This is a genomic window from Halomonas sp. MS1 (assembly GCF_024182575.1).
Lineage (GTDB): Bacteria > Pseudomonadota > Gammaproteobacteria > Pseudomonadales > Halomonadaceae > Vreelandella.
Map to the genome: position 1 here is coordinate 1,603,585 of NZ_CP098926.1, position 18,376 is coordinate 1,621,960.

Annotated in this window: 15 protein-coding genes; 8 read left to right on the forward strand and 7 right to left on the reverse strand. The window is 51.5% G+C overall.

The genetic code is table 11. The features are described from left to right. The first annotated feature begins 39 nt into the window (after positions 1 to 39). Positions 40 to 2,460, forward strand: coding sequence for a DNA topoisomerase (ATP-hydrolyzing) subunit B (gene gyrB / locus NF683_RS07190; RefSeq protein WP_089040119.1), 2,421 nt, complete (start codon positions 40 to 42; stop codon positions 2,458 to 2,460). Between the two features lie 156 nt (positions 2,461 to 2,616). Here gyrB and gmhB read toward each other — a convergent pair whose 3' ends face one another. The 3 genes from gmhB to glyQ all read right to left on the reverse strand — a co-directional run bounded on the left by gmhB (position 2,617) and on the right by glyQ (position 6,415). Then, positions 2,617 to 3,171 carry a D-glycero-beta-D-manno-heptose 1,7-bisphosphate 7-phosphatase gene (gene gmhB, locus NF683_RS07195; protein WP_253921641.1) on the reverse strand — a complete coding sequence of 185 codons (555 nt, stop codon included), beginning with the start codon at positions 3,169 to 3,171 and terminating at the stop codon, positions 2,617 to 2,619. 218 nt (positions 3,172 to 3,389) lie between these two features. After that, positions 3,390 to 5,456 carry a glycine--tRNA ligase subunit beta gene (gene glyS / locus NF683_RS07200; RefSeq protein WP_253921642.1) on the reverse strand — a complete coding sequence of 689 codons (2,067 nt, stop codon included), beginning with the start codon at positions 5,454 to 5,456 and terminating at the stop codon, positions 3,390 to 3,392. Then, on the reverse strand, positions 5,456 to 6,415 hold the full coding sequence (glyQ, locus tag NF683_RS07205; RefSeq protein WP_120385992.1) for a glycine--tRNA ligase subunit alpha: 960 nt from the start codon (positions 6,413 to 6,415) through the stop codon (positions 5,456 to 5,458). Before glyQ ends, glyS begins: the two co-directional genes overlap by 1 nt. Positions 6,416 to 6,525: 110 nt before the next feature. Between glyQ and rfaD the strand changes: the two genes are divergently transcribed. Both rfaD and waaF read left to right on the forward strand, forming a co-directional pair. Then, positions 6,526 to 7,482 carry an ADP-glyceromanno-heptose 6-epimerase gene (gene rfaD / locus NF683_RS07210; protein ID WP_089040115.1) on the forward strand — a complete coding sequence of 319 codons (957 nt, stop codon included), beginning with the start codon at positions 6,526 to 6,528 and terminating at the stop codon, positions 7,480 to 7,482. Next, positions 7,475 to 8,539 carry a lipopolysaccharide heptosyltransferase II gene (waaF, locus tag NF683_RS07215; protein ID WP_253921643.1) on the forward strand — a complete coding sequence of 355 codons (1,065 nt, stop codon included), beginning with the start codon at positions 7,475 to 7,477 and terminating at the stop codon, positions 8,537 to 8,539. Before rfaD ends, waaF begins: the two co-directional genes overlap by 8 nt. Here the strand turns inward: waaF and NF683_RS07220 are convergent. Both NF683_RS07220 and NF683_RS07225 read right to left on the reverse strand, forming a co-directional pair. Then, a complete protein-coding gene (locus NF683_RS07220; RefSeq protein ID WP_253921644.1) occupies positions 8,529 to 10,181 on the reverse strand; it encodes a sulfatase-like hydrolase/transferase in 1,653 nt (550 codons plus the stop codon). The genes waaF and NF683_RS07220 overlap by 11 nt on opposite strands. 135 nt (positions 10,182 to 10,316) lie before the next feature. Then, positions 10,317 to 11,069: a glycosyltransferase family 2 protein gene (locus NF683_RS07225; RefSeq protein ID WP_253921645.1), complete on the reverse strand. Its 753-nt coding sequence runs from the start codon at positions 11,067 to 11,069 to the stop codon at positions 10,317 to 10,319. 77 nt (positions 11,070 to 11,146) lie between these two features. On the opposite strand from NF683_RS07225, the gene NF683_RS07230 reads away from it, so the two are divergent. Together NF683_RS07230 and NF683_RS07235 are read left to right on the forward strand one after the other, a co-directional pair. Then, positions 11,147 to 12,178, forward strand: a complete 1,032-nt coding sequence (locus NF683_RS07230; protein ID WP_253921646.1) for a glycosyltransferase family 4 protein — start codon at positions 11,147 to 11,149, stop codon at positions 12,176 to 12,178. Continuing rightward, positions 12,175 to 13,089, forward strand: coding sequence for a glycosyltransferase family 9 protein (locus tag NF683_RS07235; protein WP_253921647.1), 915 nt, complete (start codon positions 12,175 to 12,177; stop codon positions 13,087 to 13,089). Before NF683_RS07230 ends, NF683_RS07235 begins: the two co-directional genes overlap by 4 nt. A gap of 3 nt (positions 13,090 to 13,092) precedes the next feature. Here the strand turns inward: NF683_RS07235 and NF683_RS07240 are convergent, their stop codons facing one another. Beyond that, complete coding sequence (locus tag NF683_RS07240) at positions 13,093 to 13,848, reverse strand: 3-deoxy-D-manno-octulosonic acid kinase (protein WP_253921648.1); 756 nt, start codon at positions 13,846 to 13,848, stop codon at positions 13,093 to 13,095. Here NF683_RS07240 and NF683_RS07245 point away from each other — a divergent pair. Genes NF683_RS07245 through waaA form a run of 3 tightly spaced genes read left to right on the forward strand, consistent with a single transcriptional unit; the run spans position 13,847 to position 17,653 of the window. Further along, entirely contained in the window at positions 13,847 to 14,944 is a 1,098-nt protein-coding gene (locus NF683_RS07245; RefSeq protein ID WP_089040108.1) for a glycosyltransferase family 9 protein, read from the forward strand. The genes NF683_RS07240 and NF683_RS07245 overlap by 2 nt on opposite strands. Continuing rightward, positions 14,934 to 16,364 (forward strand): bifunctional D-glycero-beta-D-manno-heptose-7-phosphate kinase/D-glycero-beta-D-manno-heptose 1-phosphate adenylyltransferase HldE, encoded by a 1,431-nt coding sequence (gene hldE, locus NF683_RS07250; protein ID WP_253921649.1) that lies wholly within the window; start codon positions 14,934 to 14,936, stop codon positions 16,362 to 16,364. Before NF683_RS07245 ends, hldE begins: the two co-directional genes overlap by 11 nt. Then, the gene (waaA, locus tag NF683_RS07255) at positions 16,364 to 17,653 is read left to right on the forward strand and encodes a lipid IV(A) 3-deoxy-D-manno-octulosonic acid transferase (RefSeq protein WP_253921650.1); all 1,290 of its coding nucleotides are present in this window, start codon (positions 16,364 to 16,366) and stop codon (positions 17,651 to 17,653) included. Before hldE ends, waaA begins: the two co-directional genes overlap by 1 nt. Here the strand turns inward: waaA and rpiA are convergent. Continuing rightward, positions 17,645 to 18,319: a ribose-5-phosphate isomerase RpiA gene (gene rpiA / locus NF683_RS07260; RefSeq protein WP_198348717.1), complete on the reverse strand. Its 675-nt coding sequence runs from the start codon at positions 18,317 to 18,319 to the stop codon at positions 17,645 to 17,647. The genes waaA and rpiA overlap by 9 nt on opposite strands. Between the last annotated feature and the right edge of the window lie 57 nt (positions 18,320 to 18,376).

Consider the following 18,376-nt stretch of genomic DNA (forward strand, 5'->3'; position numbering starts at 1 on the left):
GCGACACGGAACGAGACAGACTTCACGACGGAGTGGTCAATGAGCGAGCAGGCTTACGATTCATCAAGCATTAAGGTGCTCAAAGGGCTAGACGCAGTACGCAAGCGCCCAGGCATGTATATCGGCGATACCGACGACGGCACCGGGTTGCACCACATGGTTTTCGAGCTGGTGGATAACTCCATCGATGAAGCTCTGGCAGGTCACTGTAGTGAAATTCGTGTGGTTATCCACCCGGATGAATCAATAACGGTGAGTGATAATGGCCGTGGTGTTCCCACCGAGATACATGAAGGCGAAGGCGTCTCAGCCGCAGAAGTTATCATGACAGTGCTGCACGCTGGCGGTAAGTTCGATGATAATTCATATAAAGTATCAGGCGGTCTACACGGTGTAGGGGTGTCGGTTGTTAACGCGCTTTCGGAAGAATTGCGGCTAACCATCTGGCGTCAAGGGGAAGTGTTTGAGCAGGTCTATCACCACGGTGTACCTCAAGCGCCTCTAGGTGTTGTCGGTAAAACGGAAAAAAGTGGCACTCGTGTACATTTTCGCCCGTCACCGAATACCTTTGCGAATATCGAATTTCACTACGATATTCTCGCCAAGCGCCTACGTGAACTTTCATTTTTGAACTCAGGCGTTGCTATCCGTTTAATGGATGAGCGCAGCGGCAAAGAGGAACTGTTTCATTATGAAGGTGGCTTGAAAGCATTTGTTGACCACCTGAATAAAAATAAAACAGTTCTGAACCCTGTCTTCCATTTCAATGCAGTGCGAGAAGATGGCGTTGAAGTAGAAGTGGCGATGCAGTGGAGCGAGGCCTTCACTGAAAACATTTTTTGCTACACCAATAATATTCCTCAGCGAGATGGTGGAACTCACTTAGCGGGTTTTCGTGCCGCGCTTACGCGAACGCTTAACCACTATATCGAAGCTCAGGGGCTACTGAAAAAATCCAAGGTCAATACGTCGGGCGACGATGCTCGTGAAGGCTTGACCGCGATTATCTCGGTTAAAGTTCCCGACCCTAAATTCTCGTCTCAAACCAAAGACAAGCTGGTTTCCAGTGAGGTTAAAACGGCGGTTGAGCAAGAAATGGGGCGCCTATTTGCTGACTATCTGATCGAAAAGCCTAACGAAGCTAAATCGATCGTTAACAAGATGCTAGACGCTGCACGGGCGCGGGAAGCTGCTCGTAAAGCACGGGATATGACTCGCCGTAAGGGTGCGCTCGATATCGCTGGGCTACCTGGAAAGCTTGCTGACTGCCAAGAGAAAGACCCAAGCCAATCAGAACTTTATCTGGTGGAGGGCGACTCGGCTGGTGGCAGCGCTAAGCAGGGGCGTGACCGCCGTACCCAGGCAATTTTGCCGCTGAAAGGCAAGATACTAAACGTCGAAAAAGCGCGCTTCGATAAGATGCTGTCTTCAGCAGAAGTCGGCACGCTGATTACAGCGTTAGGCTGTGGTATTGGTCGCGAAGAGTTTAATCCCGATAAGCTACGTTACCATTCGGTCATTATTATGACGGATGCTGACGTTGACGGTTCGCACATTCGCACGTTGCTGCTAACGTTCTTTTTCCGTCAGATGCCTGAATTGATTGAGCGTGGTCACATCTTTATTGCTCAGCCTCCTCTTTATAAAATTAAGCGGGGTAAGCAAGAGCTCTACCTGAAAGATGAACAGGCAATGACTGACTACCTGACTACCACAGCACTAGATGGGGCAGGGTTATATGTCAATGCTGATGCGCCTGGCATCGCTGGTTCGCAACTAGAAGCACTGGTTACTCAGTACCGAAATGTGATGAAGCGGATTGATCGCCTTGCGCGGGTATATCCTATCGCAGTGCTCAAGCAGGCTGTGCATACAACGGCGCTTCAAGGCGAAGTCAGTCTTAAAGACCGTGTCACCATGGAAAATTGGATTGCTGAGCTACAGAAAGCAATGGATGACATGGTGGCCTATGAAGGTGGACCGCGTTACCAGTTCTATCTGCAGGAAGATAGCGAGCGCGGTTTGCACTTGCCAGCGGTGTCTTTGATTGCCCACGGTGTTACGACTGAGTATGTGTGGGGACTGGACTTCTTTGAGAGCACTGATTATCGGGCCATAACGGGCCTTGGTGAGACGTTAAACGGGTTGCTTGAAGAAGGTGCTTACATTGCCCGTGGCGAGCGTCAGAAGCCTGTTACGCATTTCTCCGAAGTGCTGGCTTGGTTGATGCAAGAGGGGCAGCGTGGGCTCTCTTTCCAACGCTATAAAGGTCTGGGGGAAATGAACCCAGATCAGCTGTGGGAAACCACCATGGATCCCGACAGCCGTCGTATGCTGCGAGTAACCATTGAAGATGCGGTTGCTGCCGATATGATGTTCAACACCTTAATGGGGGATGAAGTTGAGCCTCGCCGTGATTTTATCGAGACGAATGCGCTAGTTGCTAATCTCGATGTCTGATGTGTTTATCAGCGTGTGTTTCACGTGAAACAGTGCGATAGGCACTAATAAACGCAGTCAGATGAAAACTAAAACGCCGCGCCTAATTAAATGGGAGCGGCGTTTTTTTGCGTGGCTAGAGTAGAGAGGGGGAGGGGACGGAAGGAAGAAACGCCATTACTGCTGTTGGCATAGCCAGTCTGCAAATGCCGCTAGATCGGGATAAACAAGCGTATTTTCAAGATTAGTATGATTGGCTAGCGTTTGCTCGCCTTTGCCTGTTCTGACCAGCACTGAGCGACATCCTACTGATTCACCCGCTTTGAGATCTCGAAGGCTATCGCCGACCATCCAACTACCGGTGAGGCTCTTCATTGCTAATTGCTGCTGAATTTGTAAAAGCAATCCTGGCAAGGGTTTTCGACAAGCGCATTGATCATCGGGGCCGTGAGGGCAGTAAGCAATATGGGCAATACGTCCACCTTTCGCTTCAACCAGCGCCGTTAAGCGCTCATGCATTGAATGGAGCGTTGCCTCATCATAATAGCCCCGTGCAATACCCGACTGATTGGTCGCTATTGCCACGGTATATCCTGCCTGGGTTAGCTGGGCAATCGCATCGATCGCTGAAGGGTAGGGCACCCATTCGTCAAGTGACTTAATATAAGCATCAGAGTCGTGATTAATGACGCCATCACGATCAAGTATCACCAGTTGGTTAGCCGAGATCATAGAGTTCCTTATTCGCACATTACTGTTTTCTACTAGAGTAATGGACACATAGTCATTGGGCGGGTGTTTCACGTGAAACACTTAGTCGGCCGTAACCCTGAGTTTAGTCTGAGGGGAAGAGGCGAGACAAATGTGATGAGCGAAAAAAGCCCGGCTTAATAGAAGCCGGGCTTGCTGTTGTTATCTGGGTGAACCGATATCGGTACCGGTACCGAGACTTATTGTGGTAGCTGGGAAATATCTGCCACTTCAAGGAACAGTGCTTGCAGACTGGCAAGCAGTGCCAAGCGGTTATGGCGGACAGCGTCGTCATCGGCCATGACCATTACCTGATCGAAGAAAGCATCGACAGGTTCACGTAGTGTTGCCAGCGCATCTAGTGCCTGCTGGTAGTCGCCGGCTGAAAATAACGGGGCTACTTGCTGCTGACTGGCTGTTACTGCATTGAACAGCGTCTTCTCAGCCTCTTCCTGAAGTAGGCTCTGATCAACCTGGGTACTACCGTTGTGTTCCTGCTTGCTAAGGATATTAGAAACCCGCTTGTTTGCGGCAGCCAAAGCAGCGGCTTCTTCCCGCTGTGCAAAGGCCTTAACGGCACGCAAGCGGCGAGCAAAATCCAGCGGTTTAGTTACTGGGCGAGCGCGTACCGCCAAGTACATTTCAGCACTAATACCTTCTTCTTGGCCCCAGGCGCGGAAGCGGTCCAGCATGTAGGTCAATACGTCTTCCACCAAGCCTTCCGCCTTAGGCAGGCCTTGGTGCTGTTCTGCGGCTACGCTGAGTAGCTCGCGAAGGTCTAGATTAAGCTGACCTTTGACCAGGATGTTAAGCACACCAATAGAGGCACGGCGTAGGGCAAACGGATCCTTTGCGCCGGTTGGGCGCTGGCCAATACCAAAGATGCCAACCAGGGTATCTAGACGGTCAGCCAATGCTAGCGCTTGGCCTGCAAGGCTTTGTGGAATGTCATCACTAGCAAAGCGAGGTAGATACTGCTCTTCTAATGCCTGAGCAACCTCAGCTGGCTCACCATCCTGTTCGGCATAATAGCGGCCCATAATGCCCTGAAGTTCTGGGAACTCGAGCACCATCTCGGTGACCAAATCGCACTTGGCCAGTGCCACTGCGCGCTGGGCGTGGCTCACATCTGCATTAATGTGCTCGGCAATATACGCTGCTATCGCTGTGCTACGACGTGCTTTGTCAGCCAAGGTGCCTAACTGTTGTTGGAATACCACGCTTTCCAACTGAGGAATACGTGAGGCGAGAGTACGCTTCCGGTCAGTTTCGTAGAAGAAGGCCGCATCGGCCAGGCGTGGGCGAATGACCTTTTCATTGCCGGAAATCACCTGTTGCGGATCAGCGCTGTCGATGTTCGAAATAGTAATGAACAGCGGTTTCAGCTTGCCTTGGTCATCCAGCAGGTGGAAGTACTTTTGGTTAGCCTTCATGGACGAGATTAAGCACTCGGCGGGCACTTCCAGAAAGCGTTCATCGAAGCTGCCGGTTAATGCGACTGGCCATTCGACCAGGCCGCTGACTTCTACCAACAACTCTTCGTCGATAACGGCATTGGCTTCTTGAACCTCTGCTTCAGCTAATACCTGCTCACGGATGCGTTCGCGGCGCCGCTGGCGATCGGCTAGGACGTAGGCATTTTCCAGTGCGGCTAGGTAGTCATCGGCATGTTCAAGCTGTATGGCATCTGGCGCATGGAAGCGGTGGCCAAAGGTGGTACGGCTGGCCTGAAGGCCAAGCGCTTCTGCGGCAATGACGTCGCTGCCATACAGGGCAACTAGCCAGTGAACTGGGCGGGAGAACTCAACGCGTGACGAACCCCAGCGCATATTCTTAGGTACCGGTAGCGATTGTAGCGTTTTGCGAACCATCTCTGGCAGCAGCGCCTGTACCGTCTCGCCTTGCTGCTGTTCGCGGAAACCAAGCCAAGTACCTTTATCGGTTTCTAAGTGAATCAGCTCATCAACGCTGACGCCGCAAGAACGCGCGAAACCTTCGGCTGCTTTGGTGGGCACGCCGTCCTTGAATGCAGCGGCTAGGGCAGGGCCACGACGCTCAACCTCACGGTCAGGCTGTTTGTCTGCAAGTCCGGTAACCTGTACTGCTAAACGGCGCGGGGTTGCGTAAGCAGCGATGCTTTGGAAAGAAATCTCGGCTTCTTGCAGGCCTTTTTCGATGCCAGCAGCAAATGCATCGGAAAGTGTATCTAGCGCAGCAGGGGGAAGCTCTTCGGCACCTAGTTCTAATAGAAGCGTATCAACAGCCATTATGCGTCTCCCTGGTCGGCTAGTAGTTCGCGGCGTAGGGCTTCGGGCGCCATCGGGAATCCTTCTGCTTTACGAGACTCAAAATAGGCAGTGGCGACATCCCGCGCCATGGTGCGAACGCGCAGAATAAAGCGCTGACGTTCGGTCACGGAAATCGCATGACGAGCATCTAACAGGTTAAACGTATGGGACGCTTTCAGAACCTGCTCATAGGCAGGCAGCGGCAGGTTGGCTACCAGGAGCTTACTGCACTCTTTTTCCTGGTGGTCAAAGGCGGCAAATAGCTGATCAACGTCAGCATGCTCAAAGTTATACGCCGACTGCTCACGTTCATTCTGAAGATAAACATCGCCGTAGCTGACCTTACTACCGTCGGGAGCTATGGCCCATACCAGGTCATATACGCTATCGACGTTTTGCAGGTACATGGCGATACGCTCAAGCCCGTAGGTGAGCTCACCAGTTACGGGGTAGCATTCAATGCCGCCTGCCTGCTGGAAATAAGTAAACTGAGTGACTTCCATACCGTTGAGCCACACTTCCCAACCTAGGCCCCAGGCACCTAGGGTAGGGGATTCCCAGTTATCTTCCACGAAGCGTACGTCATGGACGAGAGGATCGAGCCCCAGGCGCTTTAAAGAGCCTAAATAGAGATCCTGAAGATTGCTGGGCGATGGCTTCATTACCACCTGAAACTGGTAATAGTGCTGTAGGCGGTTGGGGTTTTCACCGTAGCGGCCGTCTGTTGGACGGCGGGAAGGCTGCACATAGGCCGCGTTCCAGGTTTCTGGACCAATTGCCCGTAGGAAGGTGGCAGGGTGGAAGGTGCCCGCGCCGACTTCCATATCGAGAGGTTGGAGAATGACACAGCCCTGTTCTGCCCAGTATTGTTGCAGAGCAAGGATCAAGCCTTGAAAGGTCGACACATCGGGTGTCGATTGGTTTGTCGAGACACTCATCGCGGAAAGCACCGTTGGCCATGAATTCATAGGCCGTCAAGTATACAATCACAGAGAGATGGGTTATAGGCACGTTAGCCAACAGAGCTGTTTTTGGTGAGGAGAACGAGATGATCGTTGTAACAGGCGGGGCTGGTTTTATCGGTGCCAATATTGTCAAAGCGCTGAACGCTCGTGGCCGCGATGATGTGATGGTGGTTGATGACCTGCGTGACGGCACTAAGTTCGTCAATTTAGCTGACTGCACGTTGGCCGATTATCTGGATAAAGATGATTTTCTAGCGCGGATTAAGGCGGCATTGAGAGGTGAGTCAGTCGATTTGCCGACCATTGATGCTATTTTCCATGAGGGTGCGTGCTCCGATACGACGGAGTGGGATGGGCACTACATGATGGAGAATAACTTCGAGTACTCAAAAGTGCTGCTTAACTACTGTGAAGCGTTAGGCATTCCATTTCTATATGCTTCATCGGCGGCTACTTACGGCGGTAGTGAGGTGTTTAAAGAGGCGCCTGAGCACGAAAAACCGCTCAACGTCTATGGCTACTCTAAGCTGTTGTTTGATCAGCACGTGCGCTCTCGCTGGGATGAGTTGACGACACAAGTGGTTGGCTTTCGCTATTTCAATGTTTATGGCCCCCGTGAACAGCATAAGGGCAAGATGGCGAGTGTCGCCTACCATAACCATTTACAAATTCGCAATGGGGAAACGTTAAAGCTGTTTGGGGCTTACGGCGGTTATGAGGCGGGAATGCAGAGTCGCGACTTTGTTTTCGTTGGCGATGTGGTGGCTGTCAACCTGTGGTTTTTAGATAACCCTCATGCGTCCGGTATTTTTAATTTGGGCACTGGGCGAGCCGAGCCTTTCAAAGCTATTGGCGAGGCTGTAATCGATTTTTATGGTCAGGGTGAAATTGACTACATACCTTTCCCTGAAGAACTAAAAGGCCGCTATCAAAGTTACACGCGTGCAGATATCAGCAATCTGCGTGCCTCTGGTTGCGATGTTGAGTTCAAAACCGTTGCCCAGGGTGTGAAAGCCTACTTGGAGTGGCTAAATGGCTAATTCTGCCAAGCGCATATTGGTGGTCGGCCCTTCGTGGGTCGGCGATATGGTGATGGCGCAAAGCCTGTTTATGACCTTGAAAGACCGTAACCCAGGGGCAACCCTGGGGGTGGTCGCTCCGGCATGGTCACAGCCTATTTTGGAGCGTATGCCTGAGGTAGACGAGGTGCTTCCATTGGCAGTGGGGCATGGTGAATTTGGCCTAGCCAGCCGCCGTGAGCTGGCTGCCCGTTTACGAGGACGCTTTGATCGTGCCATTGTTCTGCCACGCTCTTGGAAAGCGGCGCTGGTGCCCTTTATGGCACGTATTCCCGAGCGCATCGGTTTTTTGGGTGAACACCGTTACGGCTTATTGAAAGAGCGCCGCAAGTTGGATAAGCAGGTGTTGGATCAAACGGTTAAGCGGTTTGTTTCTCTGGGCCTGCCGCTGGAAGAAGCCATACAAGGCGAATTTGAGATTCCGACACCGCGTTTAACGATTGATCGAAATAACTTGGTCAATTTACGTCTTACTCATGCGCTATCGTCGCGTCCAGCCATCGGTATGATGCCCGGAGCGGAGTACGGGCCCGCTAAGCAGTGGCCGTTAGGCTATTTCCATGCGTTAGCGGTGCGACTGGTTAAGGATGGATTTGAGGTGCGTGTGTTTGGCGGGCCGAAAGATAACGCTGCAGGTGAAAGCATTGTGAAAGGGTTGCCCCATGCGCATAACTTATGCGGCAAAACCCAATTGGCGGATGCGGTAGATCTATTGGCAGACTGCCGTCAGGTGGTCACCAACGATTCGGGCTTAATGCACGTTGCCGCCGCGGTAGGCGTGCGCATTCACGCTCTGTACGGCTCTTCATCTCCTGCTTACACCCCCCCCCTAACCGATAATGCTGTCATTCACTATCTGGCGCTTTCCTGCTCACCTTGCTTTAAGCGTACCTGCCCGCTGGGGCATACCAACTGTCTGAATGATTTAGGCGTGGAGCAAGTGTACCGAGCGATGAGTGTCGATAGTCAGCGTGCTAACGGCGCTAACGGCGCTAACGGCGCTAACGTTAGCGCATAATCTCGACTTCATCAGCCTGATCAGCAGGCGTTTCTATGACTTGTTGGTCGGCGCTTTCTTGAGGTTCGCGCCGTTGAGGGGTCAGTCCTTCCCAAAGACGGTGCTGTAATGCGGTCTCTTCCCGGAGGCGCTCGTTAAGCACCTCAAGCCCATGCGTTTCAACCAGCGTTGGTTGACTGCTAAGTAGAGATGCCCCGAGCCCTGCACGGTTATCGCTAAGCGGTAGGCCCATTGCGTCCAAAATAGTCGGGAATACGTCTAACATTGTCGCCCCCCGATGGACTGTCAGCGGTGAGATACCTTCACCCAGCATGATCAGCGTATTGTCTCGATCTAATGTTGTCAGTTGATCCCAAACCGACACTCGCATCGTAAGGTGGTCGCTGAGCACGACAACCAATGTATTTTCGAGCAGGCCTTCTTGTTCAAGACGCTCAATAAGGTCACGTGCCTGGCTCGCTGAACATTTCACCGAATATAAGATATCTTGACCATCGAATTCGCCCTGACGGTCTATGCATGTCTGGGAGGGAAAGCCATTAGGGGCGTGACCAGCAATGCTGAGATTCACCACTGCCCATGGGCCGTCATCTTGTTCACTTAAACGACGAATCTCATCCACGGTAAAATCGTAAAGCGTATCATCGTATAGACCCCAGCTATTTAGGTACTCTGGGTCCTTGAGTTCCGCTGACAGCTCTTCCTTGCCTTTTACCGTATCAAACTGATGGCCGCGATAGAAAAGCCCTTTACCAGCAAACTGAGCACTCGCTCCACCCAAATAGCTAAGTCGATAGCCTTGAGCCGCTAGCACATCACCCAGGCAATCGACGCCGGGAACTACTTTGGAAAGCGGCTCGAACTGGCTGTCGTGCAAAAGTCCCGCAGGCATCAGCGGCACACCACACTGGCTAGCAATCATGCCTGCCATGGTCCAGCCGGTATTTTCCATTTGCTGGATGCCTTCAAAGACCAGCCCGCGTTCGCCTAACGCGGTTAAGTCAGCATAAGCATCACCAAATAGCTCATTGCGATACGTACGCTCAATACTTTCCAGGTACATGACCAGCAGGTTAGGCGTATTAGCTTGATCGTCCGTGGGCGGCGGCACGTAACGGCGGTCTAGCCAGGCACCATCGTCCGTTACAATGGCTGCGCTGCGCTGCCCTAAACCGTAAAGCATTGGATTTGCGGCCAATAAGAGGAGGGCAACGAAGCGTTCAGTGAGCCGCCATCGCTGATCATGCCGCGTGATCCAGGTAACGGATGCCAGCACTGCGATGACGCTCACTGTGTAAATAACGGCAGTGATCATTTTTTCAGCACCGCCATGTTCGGCCATGCCCGCCTGAAGGTGGAAAAACACCGCACCTAAATCAACATTGCCAAAGCTATCAGCTAAGTAGACATAAATGCCTAGTAAGCTGAGCGGTGCCAGCGACCAAGGCCACATCGTGCGGTAGCGGGCGTTTTGCGGTGCTCCCCAGCGCAACTTGATGCCACAACCTAGCCATACAGCGGCTGTGAAAAATAGTGTCCACCAAGGTAGCCGAGTAAGCACGGTGAGGGCATAGCCAAGACAGATGCCGATTACGAGTAGTGGCAACCATGGAGTAAGTTTGAGTGACCTTAGTGCTGGCATGCGTCTCCCGAAACGAGTGTTGATAGAGTAAAGAAATACGGACGCATATTGATCACAAGATCAGGTGAGAGACTGCCCGGTAGTAGAGATATCTTTAGTGATATCAACACGTCGTAATAGAAAATTTACAGCGTATTATAGGCGGTTATTAACATTATTTTTGGCATATTTCCAAAAAACGCCATTTGCATTAGCCACAGATATAGTCAGCCCACGCCAGCCATCCAGTATGCCGAGGCGGAAAAAATAAGTGCGTATAAATGCGTAAAGTGCCTTGAGAAATATCAGCGCAAAAGGATAATGCTTGAGTTTTTTTGATGATGCGCGAAGGTCTGAATAGCGATTTATCTTATCAAGAAACTGAGCGAGGTCGTTAACGGCAAGATGTTCAATTTTTCCATTAAGCTGAGAAACTTCTGTATTTTTTGCTAAGCTCACTGACTCATGAACAGCGGCATCATTAAAGTTACACGTGTTACGGTTAAACAGTCGAATTAACCAGTCATTTCCCCAGCCAGAGTGGTGAACGGGTTTACCCAGCATCCAGTTTTCGCGCAATATTTTGCCAGCCTGCTGAGGTGTTGCCGTGGCGACCCAGTCATTAATCGCAGCGTTAAGCTCTTTTGTCGGCGTTTCGTCAGCATCTATTGAGAAGATCCAGTCATATTTTGCTAACGATACGGCAGCACGCTTGGTAGGGCCAAAGCCTAAAAATTCACCATGGTGTAATGTTGTATTGGAGTAGGCTTGTACAATGCTACATGTGTCGTCTGTGGAGCCGTTGTCATATACCACGACATCGTCATAGCACGTCAAGGCGTCTAGTGTTCGGCTAAGTGTCGCGGCCGCATTGCGAGTAATGATAACGACGCTCACATCCATAGACATTTATTCACACCCTGCTCTGGTGGTTGGTAGATACAGTACTATACCAGGGTGATGGCAACGATTTGTATGAGGGCAATTTGCATATTATTCACGTTAACCTTGCCAAAGGTTTTCGCGGTGGAGAACGCCAGACAGCGCTGCTAATTCAAGCCTTGCAACGGCATGTAGATCAGCAAACGCTGGTATGCAGGAAAGATTCTCCATTGCGTAATGAGCTTCAATGCATTGAGAACTTAAGATTCGTGGATGCTAACCAGCAGATGGCTGGGCATAGGCAAGCCGGCCGTGCATCGCTAGTGCATGCTCATGAAGCTAAAGCGGTACACTGGGCGTGGTTGCATAAGCGTATATACGGTACACCCTATGTGGTGACTCGCCGAGTGGATACACCCATTAAAGATAAATGGGTGAATCGACTGTTCTATCGTAATGCAGATCGTTGTGTCGCTATTTCATCGATTATTCGGCAACAGCTATCACACTGGAATAAGAATGAAGTATTGACGATTCCTAGTGCGATGACGGGATTTACCGCGGATGCCCAAGTTGCTGCTCGCTTTCGTGCCAGCTATCCAGGCCGCTTTATTGTCGGCCATATAGGTGCATTAGTTGATCGTCACAAAGGTCAGCGGGTACTACTTGAAGCTGCAGAACGATTACAGCATAGCTATCCCGAAGTGCTGTGCGTTTTTTTTGGCCGAGGTGAAGACGAGGAAGAGCTTCGCTTGGAAAGCAGTCACTTAAAAAATGTTGTATGGGCTGGCTTTAAGCCTAATATTGGTGATTTTATTCCAGCGCTGGATCTGTTTGTTTTTCCGTCTCGCAACGAAGGTCTAGGCTCAGTTCTTTTAGATGTTATGGATGCAAACGTGCCTATTGTTGCTAGTAATGTTGGCGGCATTCCTGATTTAATTAAGCATGGTGAAACAGGTTTTCTAGTAACGCCAGGAAGTAGTGAAGAAATCGAGAGTTGGATAATAAAACTAGCAAAAAACAAACAGATGAGAGAGTCTGTTGTTGAGAATGCACGTCTTCTTTTAGAACTTTATAGTAAAGAAAAAATGGCTGAAAGTTATCTCGATGTCTATAAGGGAATTGTTTTTAAATGAACGACTTTTTAAAAGTTAAATGCATCGCTATATTTTTACATAATAGGCCTTTTTTTGGTGCATATGTAGTTCATATTCCTTTTTTAGTCGCTGTTAAGGAAAGGTATCCAAATGCTAAATTGGTGGGTATCTCTAAAAATTCAGGGGCAGACTTCCTAGTTGAATCGGGTTTTTTAAACGAGCTTGAAGTGATTGACGGCTTTAGCACCAGCAGCTTAAGTAGGAAATATAATTTCGATATTGGTTTTAACTTGCGTCCCTCTAGTATTGGGACTTCACTTCAAATGTTGAAGCTGCGAATTCCTTATAGAATAGGATTTAAAAAATTTGGAGCGTTTTATACACACTCGGTACCTCTTGATGTAACTACCTACAGGGCAGACCTTTTCTTGTCCCTTCTAGGGATATCATCAACATTAGATATTACTCCCTGTTTGAAAAAACAGATTGAGTCTGATGAAGTATTAAACAATAAAATTGTGCTTGCTCCTGGTGCTGGGGGCGAAGAAAAAAAATGGTCGCTTGCTAATTATATTCAGCTAGCAAGAAAGATTTCTGAGTTAAGATCAGAGAAGATTGTTTTTCTCACAGGACCTAAAGAAGAAGAGGAAAAGAACATCCTTGAGCAAGAAGGGTTTTCTGTTATTCATAGTCCTGATGTAACTACTCTTTTTAGATTGGTAAATGGTTGCAAACTATTTGTCAGTAACGATTGTGGCCCCTCGCATGTCGCCCATATAATGGGAGTAAATCAAGTTGTTGTTTTTAAAGAATATTTGCCTGAATGGTTTCTTGAAAGAGATAACAGTGGTTATGTTTCATCACAAGCAGACCTTTCATCAATTACTCCTGATGAGCTAATAAACTGCGTATCGAAAATCCTCGCGTGTGATGTTGGCGCTGAAAAATAAAGGTTAACGGTTATAACCTTTTAATATGCTAGGCAGCACACTATGGCAATGGAATTTTTTTAGTGACCTTGCTAGGCGGTTTATATTGTGTTCCTGCCACTTACCTGGTGGCCGTTGGCGGCAGCGGTCCAGATCAATCAGCCAAGGTTCGCCATGGGGGGCGATCAAGATATTGCGCGCATTTAGATCAACATGATCAAGGCCTGCTTGATGGAAGCGCTTGATCATTGCGCCAACGCGCTGAAGTAACGCCTCATCTGCTTCCCCTGCCGCCAATAAGCTAGCCAGCGCCTGAGCGCCTGGAATCCTAACGGTGATGAGCGCGGCTTCATACGTAGGGCCATAACGCATAACACAGCAGGCAACGGGGCGTGGCACTGGCAGTCCCTGGTCATACAGTGCAGCGTTTAAGCGCAACTCGCGAAACGCACGGGTGCGCTCTTCACCCAGCCACAGATAGCGTTTCTCGCTTAGCTTGGCGATCAATCCACCGCGGCGATAAGGACGCAATACCCACTGCTCTGAATCACTGGCCTTTAAGAAGAAACTGCTACCCCTTCCTGGTGCTTCCCCGACGATTAAATTACGCTCACGCCAATAGGCCTGATGGAATAGATCAGGATGAAGTGGGTGTGACTGCCCTTGAGACCGTTGTTGAGATCCATGTTGCGACAGTTGGTGTGACGTGGCAGCGTCACTTAAACTGTCTACATCATGTAAAATCAGCCAATTTCTTTGCCGGAGTGCCGCTAAGCGCATGAAGCCCTCTCTGCCTGCTCAACCTAACCATATTGCCATTTTGCGCCTCTCCGCGTTGGGAGATGTGTGCAATCTTGTGCCCACGGTGCGTGCGTTGCAGCGCCAATGGCCGCACGCTCGCATTACCTGGATAATCGGCAAGGGGGAGCACAGTTTACTGGCGGGGCTTTCTGGGGTCGAGTTTGTTGTCTATGACAAGTCCACCGGTCTTGCGGGCATGCGTGCCCTGTGGAAAGAGCTTTCCGATACTCGCTTTGATGTACTGCTGCACATGCAGCAAGCGATACGCGCCAGCGTGCTTTCGCTTGGCCTCAAGGCCAATGTACGCGTGGGCTATGATAAGTCGCGCGCCAAAGACGCTCAGCATTGGTTTACACAGCATCAGCTTGCGCCACATTCTAACGCCCATGTGTTGGAATCGTTTATGGACTTTGCTCGCTTGCTCGGCGTAGAAGATGATCGATTGGAGTGGAATCTGGCCGTACCACCGCTGGCCTATGAAGAAGCCCGAGGGGTCAGTGGCGATACGCCATATCTAGTCATTAATCCTTGCAGCAACGCACGGCTGCGCAATTTCCGCAATTGGTCAGTGGAAGGCTATGCCAGCGTAATTGAACATGCTTGGGTACACCATGGTCTGAAGAGCGTGCTGACCGGTGGGGGGAGTTCATTAGAGCGAGAAATCGGCGATCAAATTGAGGCGCTATGCCAACCGGATAGCGTTATTAATGCTATCGGTGGTACATCGCTCAAAGGCGTACTGGCGTTGATTGACAATGCCCGTGCGGTCATTGCCCCCGACACGGGGCCGGCGCATATGGGGAATGCCATGGGCACGCCCACACTTGGTCTCTATGCGACCACCAATCCTCAGCGTGCCGCGCCTTATTGTTGGCGGGATTTTGCAGTCAATGCTTATCCCGAAGCGGTTCGTACGTATCTGAATAAATCCGTCGATGAGGTTAGCTGGGGACAGCGAGTACGCCATGCGGATGCCATGGATTTGATCAAAGCCGACGACGTGATTGCTAAGCTAGACGCGCTGCTGGCGTATACCGCAGTGCCGCCAACAACAGGACCTTTGGATGAGAGTTGATTTAACCGCCCTGGAACATGCCCGCGTATTGGTGGTGGGGGATGTGATGCTCGACCGCTACTGGCATGGTGGCACGTCGCGTATTTCACCCGAAGCGCCGGTGCCGGTGGTGCGTGTCGAAGATGCTGATGATCGTCCCGGGGGCGCAGCGAACGTGGCACTGAATGTGGCCTCTCTAGGCGGCCACGTCGCCCTGGCAGGTGTGGTGGGAGAGGATGAGAACGCCGAGCTGTTGACGTCGCGTTTGGCATCGTCGAATGTGAGTACTTACTTTCAGCGAAGCCCAGAGATACCAACGATTACCAAGCTGCGTGTGATGAGTCGTAATCAACAGCTACTGCGGCTGGATTTTGAGCAGCGCCTTGATGGTGTCGATACCACTGCTCTGCTGGAGCAGGTCGAAAAAGCGCTGCCTGATTGCGATGTGATGATTCTTTCTGACTACGGTAAAGGAACGCTTAACCAGGTCGAGACGCTGATTCAGATGGCGCGTGCTTTCGGCAAGCGAGTGCTGGTCGATCCGAAAGGCCAAGATTTTAGTAAATATCGTGGGGCGAGTTTAATTACGCCTAACTTAACCGAGTTTGAAGCGGTGGTTGGTCACTGTGCCAACGACGATGTTCTTGCCCAGCGCGGAGAAGCGTTGCGCGCCGAGCTTGAGTTAGAAGCGCTGCTGATCACTCGCAGCGAAAAAGGTATGACGCTTATTCGTGAAGGCCTCGCACCGCTCCATTTACCCACCCGCGCCCAGGAAGTGTTCGACGTAACTGGCGCAGGCGATACCGTGATTGGCCTGATGGGGCTCGCGCTGGCATCAGGCCATGCATTGCCAGAAGCGATGATGCTGGCCAACTTGGGGGCGGGCTTGGTGGTGGCCAAACCGGGAACGGCGACGCTCTCGATAGCCGAGCTCTACACCGCGCTACACGGCGACAAGCTGGCTGAATTTGGGGTGATTGACCAAGTCCCGCTGGTCGACGCCGTGCGTGCTGCCCAGCTGCGTGGCGAGCGCGTGGTGATGACCAATGGCTGCTTTGATATTCTTCATGCCGGACACGTGGCCTACTTGGAACAAGCCAAACGCCTGGGGGATCGCCTCATCGTTGCGGTGAATGATGATGCCTCTATTGGCCGTTTGAAAGGCCCTAAACGGCCAATCAATCCGCTTAACCGTCGCATGCAAGTACTAGCTGGGTTAGGCGCTGTCGATTGGGTCGTGCCATTTAATGATGATACTCCCCAAGCGCTAATTGAAGCCGTTTTACCGGATATTTTGGTGAAAGGTGGCGATTACCGCCCTGAAGATATTGCAGGAGGGGAGGCCGTTATCGCCAACGGTGGCGATGTAAAAGTACTTGGCTTTGAAGATGGCGTATCGACCACCGCAATGATTAGCTCCATCCTGGATCGCGAGGGCTAATGGCGTCGCCGATTTGGCCTCGGCTTGTTTATTCAGCGGTGCTTTATATGTTGTCGCCGCTGATTGGCTGGCGTGTCTGGCGTGAGCAAGTACTTACTTACTCGCGCTTGCAGCGGCTTGGTATGCGTTTGGGTAAGCTTCCCCCTGGGCCGCGAATTTGGTTGCACTGTGCCTCGGTGGGGGAAGTGCGCGCTGCCCGTCCGCTAATAGAGGGTTTGCTGGCGCGTTACCCTCAGCACAGCCTGTTGTTGACCACAATGACCGCGACGGGTGCTCAGCAGGTTCAAACACTCATCGGTGAACAAACCGCGCCGGATCAAGTAAGGCTTGCTCACTGCTTCCTCCCTTTGGATTTTCCGGGATCGGCCAAGCGTTTTATTACCCGCGTGCAGCCCACTCTTGCCATTCTGTTTGAAACCGAACTGTGGCCCAACCTGCTGCACGCTTGCCACCAACAAGCAGTACCTGTCGCGGTCGTCAACGGGCGGCTATCGCCACGAGCCTTTGCACGCTATCAGCGCTTGCGTTCGTTAATGGCGAGTGCATTAGCTAACGTCACATGGCTGGCTGCTAAATCTGTCCAAGATGCCGAGCGCTTTCAGGCACTGGGTTGCCGCGCAGCAGTAACTCATGTCGTTGGATCGTTAAAATTTGAGGTGCCTTCTCAGGAAAAGGCTTTGGAAGAGAGTAAGTACTTACTTCAAGTCTGGGGCGCGCGCCCAGTGTGGGTGGCAGGTTCCACCCGCGACGGGGAAGAAGCACTGCTCTTGGAGGCTCACCGTCAGCTATTGAAGCGCTTTCCAACAGCGTTATTGGTATTGGTGCCGCGACACCCGCAGCGTTTTGACGAAGTGGCCAAGCTGTGTGCCCAAGGCAGCTGGGCACTCAGCCGTCGCAGCCAGCAGCAGGCCGTGACGCCACAAACGCAGGTTTACCTGGGGGATACGCTAGGTGAGCTGGCAACGCTGTATGCAGCAGGGCATGTGGCCTATGTTGGCGGTAGTTTGGTACCGCTGGGCGGTCATAACGTACTGGAGCCTGCGGCGTTGGGTAAGCCAGTGCTCTGCGGCCCTTCACTTGACAACTTTAGCGATGTGGCTGAGCCGCTGTTAGCGGTAGGTGCGTTAAGCGTGGTGGAAACACCCGATGCCTTGGCCGACGCGCTAGCCGAGCGGCTGGCAACGCCATCATTTGCGCTGCAAATTGGGCAGGCTGGGCGAGAGGTCGTTGAAGCCCATAGAGGCGCATTGGCGCGCACGCTCGATGGGCTTAGTCAGTGGTTAACGTAACGCGGTTCGTTCCACGCCGTCCGTCTTACCTAACAGCAGTACATCGGCACCGCGCTGGGCGAATAAACCATTCGTGACGACGCCTACAATGGCATTAATACGCGCTTCCATGGAGGCTGGGTCGTCGATCATAAAGTCAAAACAGTCGATAATTTGATTGCCATTATCGGTGACTACCCCTTGCCGATAGACGGGGTCAGCACCTAGCTTGACCAGCTCCCGAGCGACGTAGGAGCGTGCCATCGGAATAACTTCTACCGGTAGCGGGAAGTTGCCAAGTTGGTTCACGTATTTAGAGCCATCGGCAATGCAAATAAATCGCTTGGCGCAGGCGGCGACGATTTTTTCCCGGGTTAGCGCTGCGCCACCCCCTTTAATCATTTGTAAGTTAGCGTTTACTTCGTCTGCACCGTCGATGTAAAAAGGAACATCGCCAACATTGTTCAGCTCGAACACCTCAATACCTAGCGCCTGTAGGCGCTTAGCACTGGCTTCTGAGCTGGCAACGGCCCCTTTGAAACGATCTCTTAGCGGGCCTAAACGATCAATAAACAGGTTCGCTGTGGAACCTGTGCCAATACCTAGCACGGTATCTTTTTCGAGATGAGGCTCAATCTCTTTAACCGCAGCATCCGCTACGGCCGCTTTCAATTCATCTTGGGTCATCATATTTTCCTGCGTCAGGGTTAGGCAGTGCTCTCTAGTATAACGGCCTTAGCGCCC

Coding starts and splice junctions, on each gene's coding strand:
- hldE (WP_253921649.1), top strand. CDS start 14,934: ATGAGAGTTGATTTAACCGCCCTGGAACATGCCCGCGTATTGGTGGTG.
- NF683_RS07225 (WP_253921645.1), bottom strand. CDS start 11,069: ATGTCTATGGATGTGAGCGTCGTTATCATTACTCGCAATGCGGCCGCG.
- glyQ (WP_120385992.1), bottom strand. CDS start 6,415: ATGAGTGTCTCGACAAACCAATCGACACCCGATGTGTCGACCTTTCAA.
- gmhB (WP_253921641.1), bottom strand. CDS start 3,171: ATGATCTCGGCTAACCAACTGGTGATACTTGATCGTGATGGCGTCATT.
- rpiA (WP_198348717.1), bottom strand. CDS start 18,319: ATGACCCAAGATGAATTGAAAGCGGCCGTAGCGGATGCTGCGGTTAAA.
- rfaD (WP_089040115.1), top strand. CDS start 6,526: ATGATCGTTGTAACAGGCGGGGCTGGTTTTATCGGTGCCAATATTGTC.
- gyrB (WP_089040119.1), top strand. CDS start 40: ATGAGCGAGCAGGCTTACGATTCATCAAGCATTAAGGTGCTCAAAGGG.
- waaF (WP_253921643.1), top strand. CDS start 7,475: ATGGCTAATTCTGCCAAGCGCATATTGGTGGTCGGCCCTTCGTGGGTC.
- waaA (WP_253921650.1), top strand. CDS start 16,364: ATGGCGTCGCCGATTTGGCCTCGGCTTGTTTATTCAGCGGTGCTTTAT.
- NF683_RS07235 (WP_253921647.1), top strand. CDS start 12,175: ATGAACGACTTTTTAAAAGTTAAATGCATCGCTATATTTTTACATAAT.
- NF683_RS07245 (WP_089040108.1), top strand. CDS start 13,847: ATGAAGCCCTCTCTGCCTGCTCAACCTAACCATATTGCCATTTTGCGC.
- NF683_RS07220 (WP_253921644.1), bottom strand. CDS start 10,181: ATGCCAGCACTAAGGTCACTCAAACTTACTCCATGGTTGCCACTACTC.
- glyS (WP_253921642.1), bottom strand. CDS start 5,456: ATGGCTGTTGATACGCTTCTATTAGAACTAGGTGCCGAAGAGCTTCCC.
- NF683_RS07240 (WP_253921648.1), bottom strand. CDS start 13,848: ATGCGCTTAGCGGCACTCCGGCAAAGAAATTGGCTGATTTTACATGAT.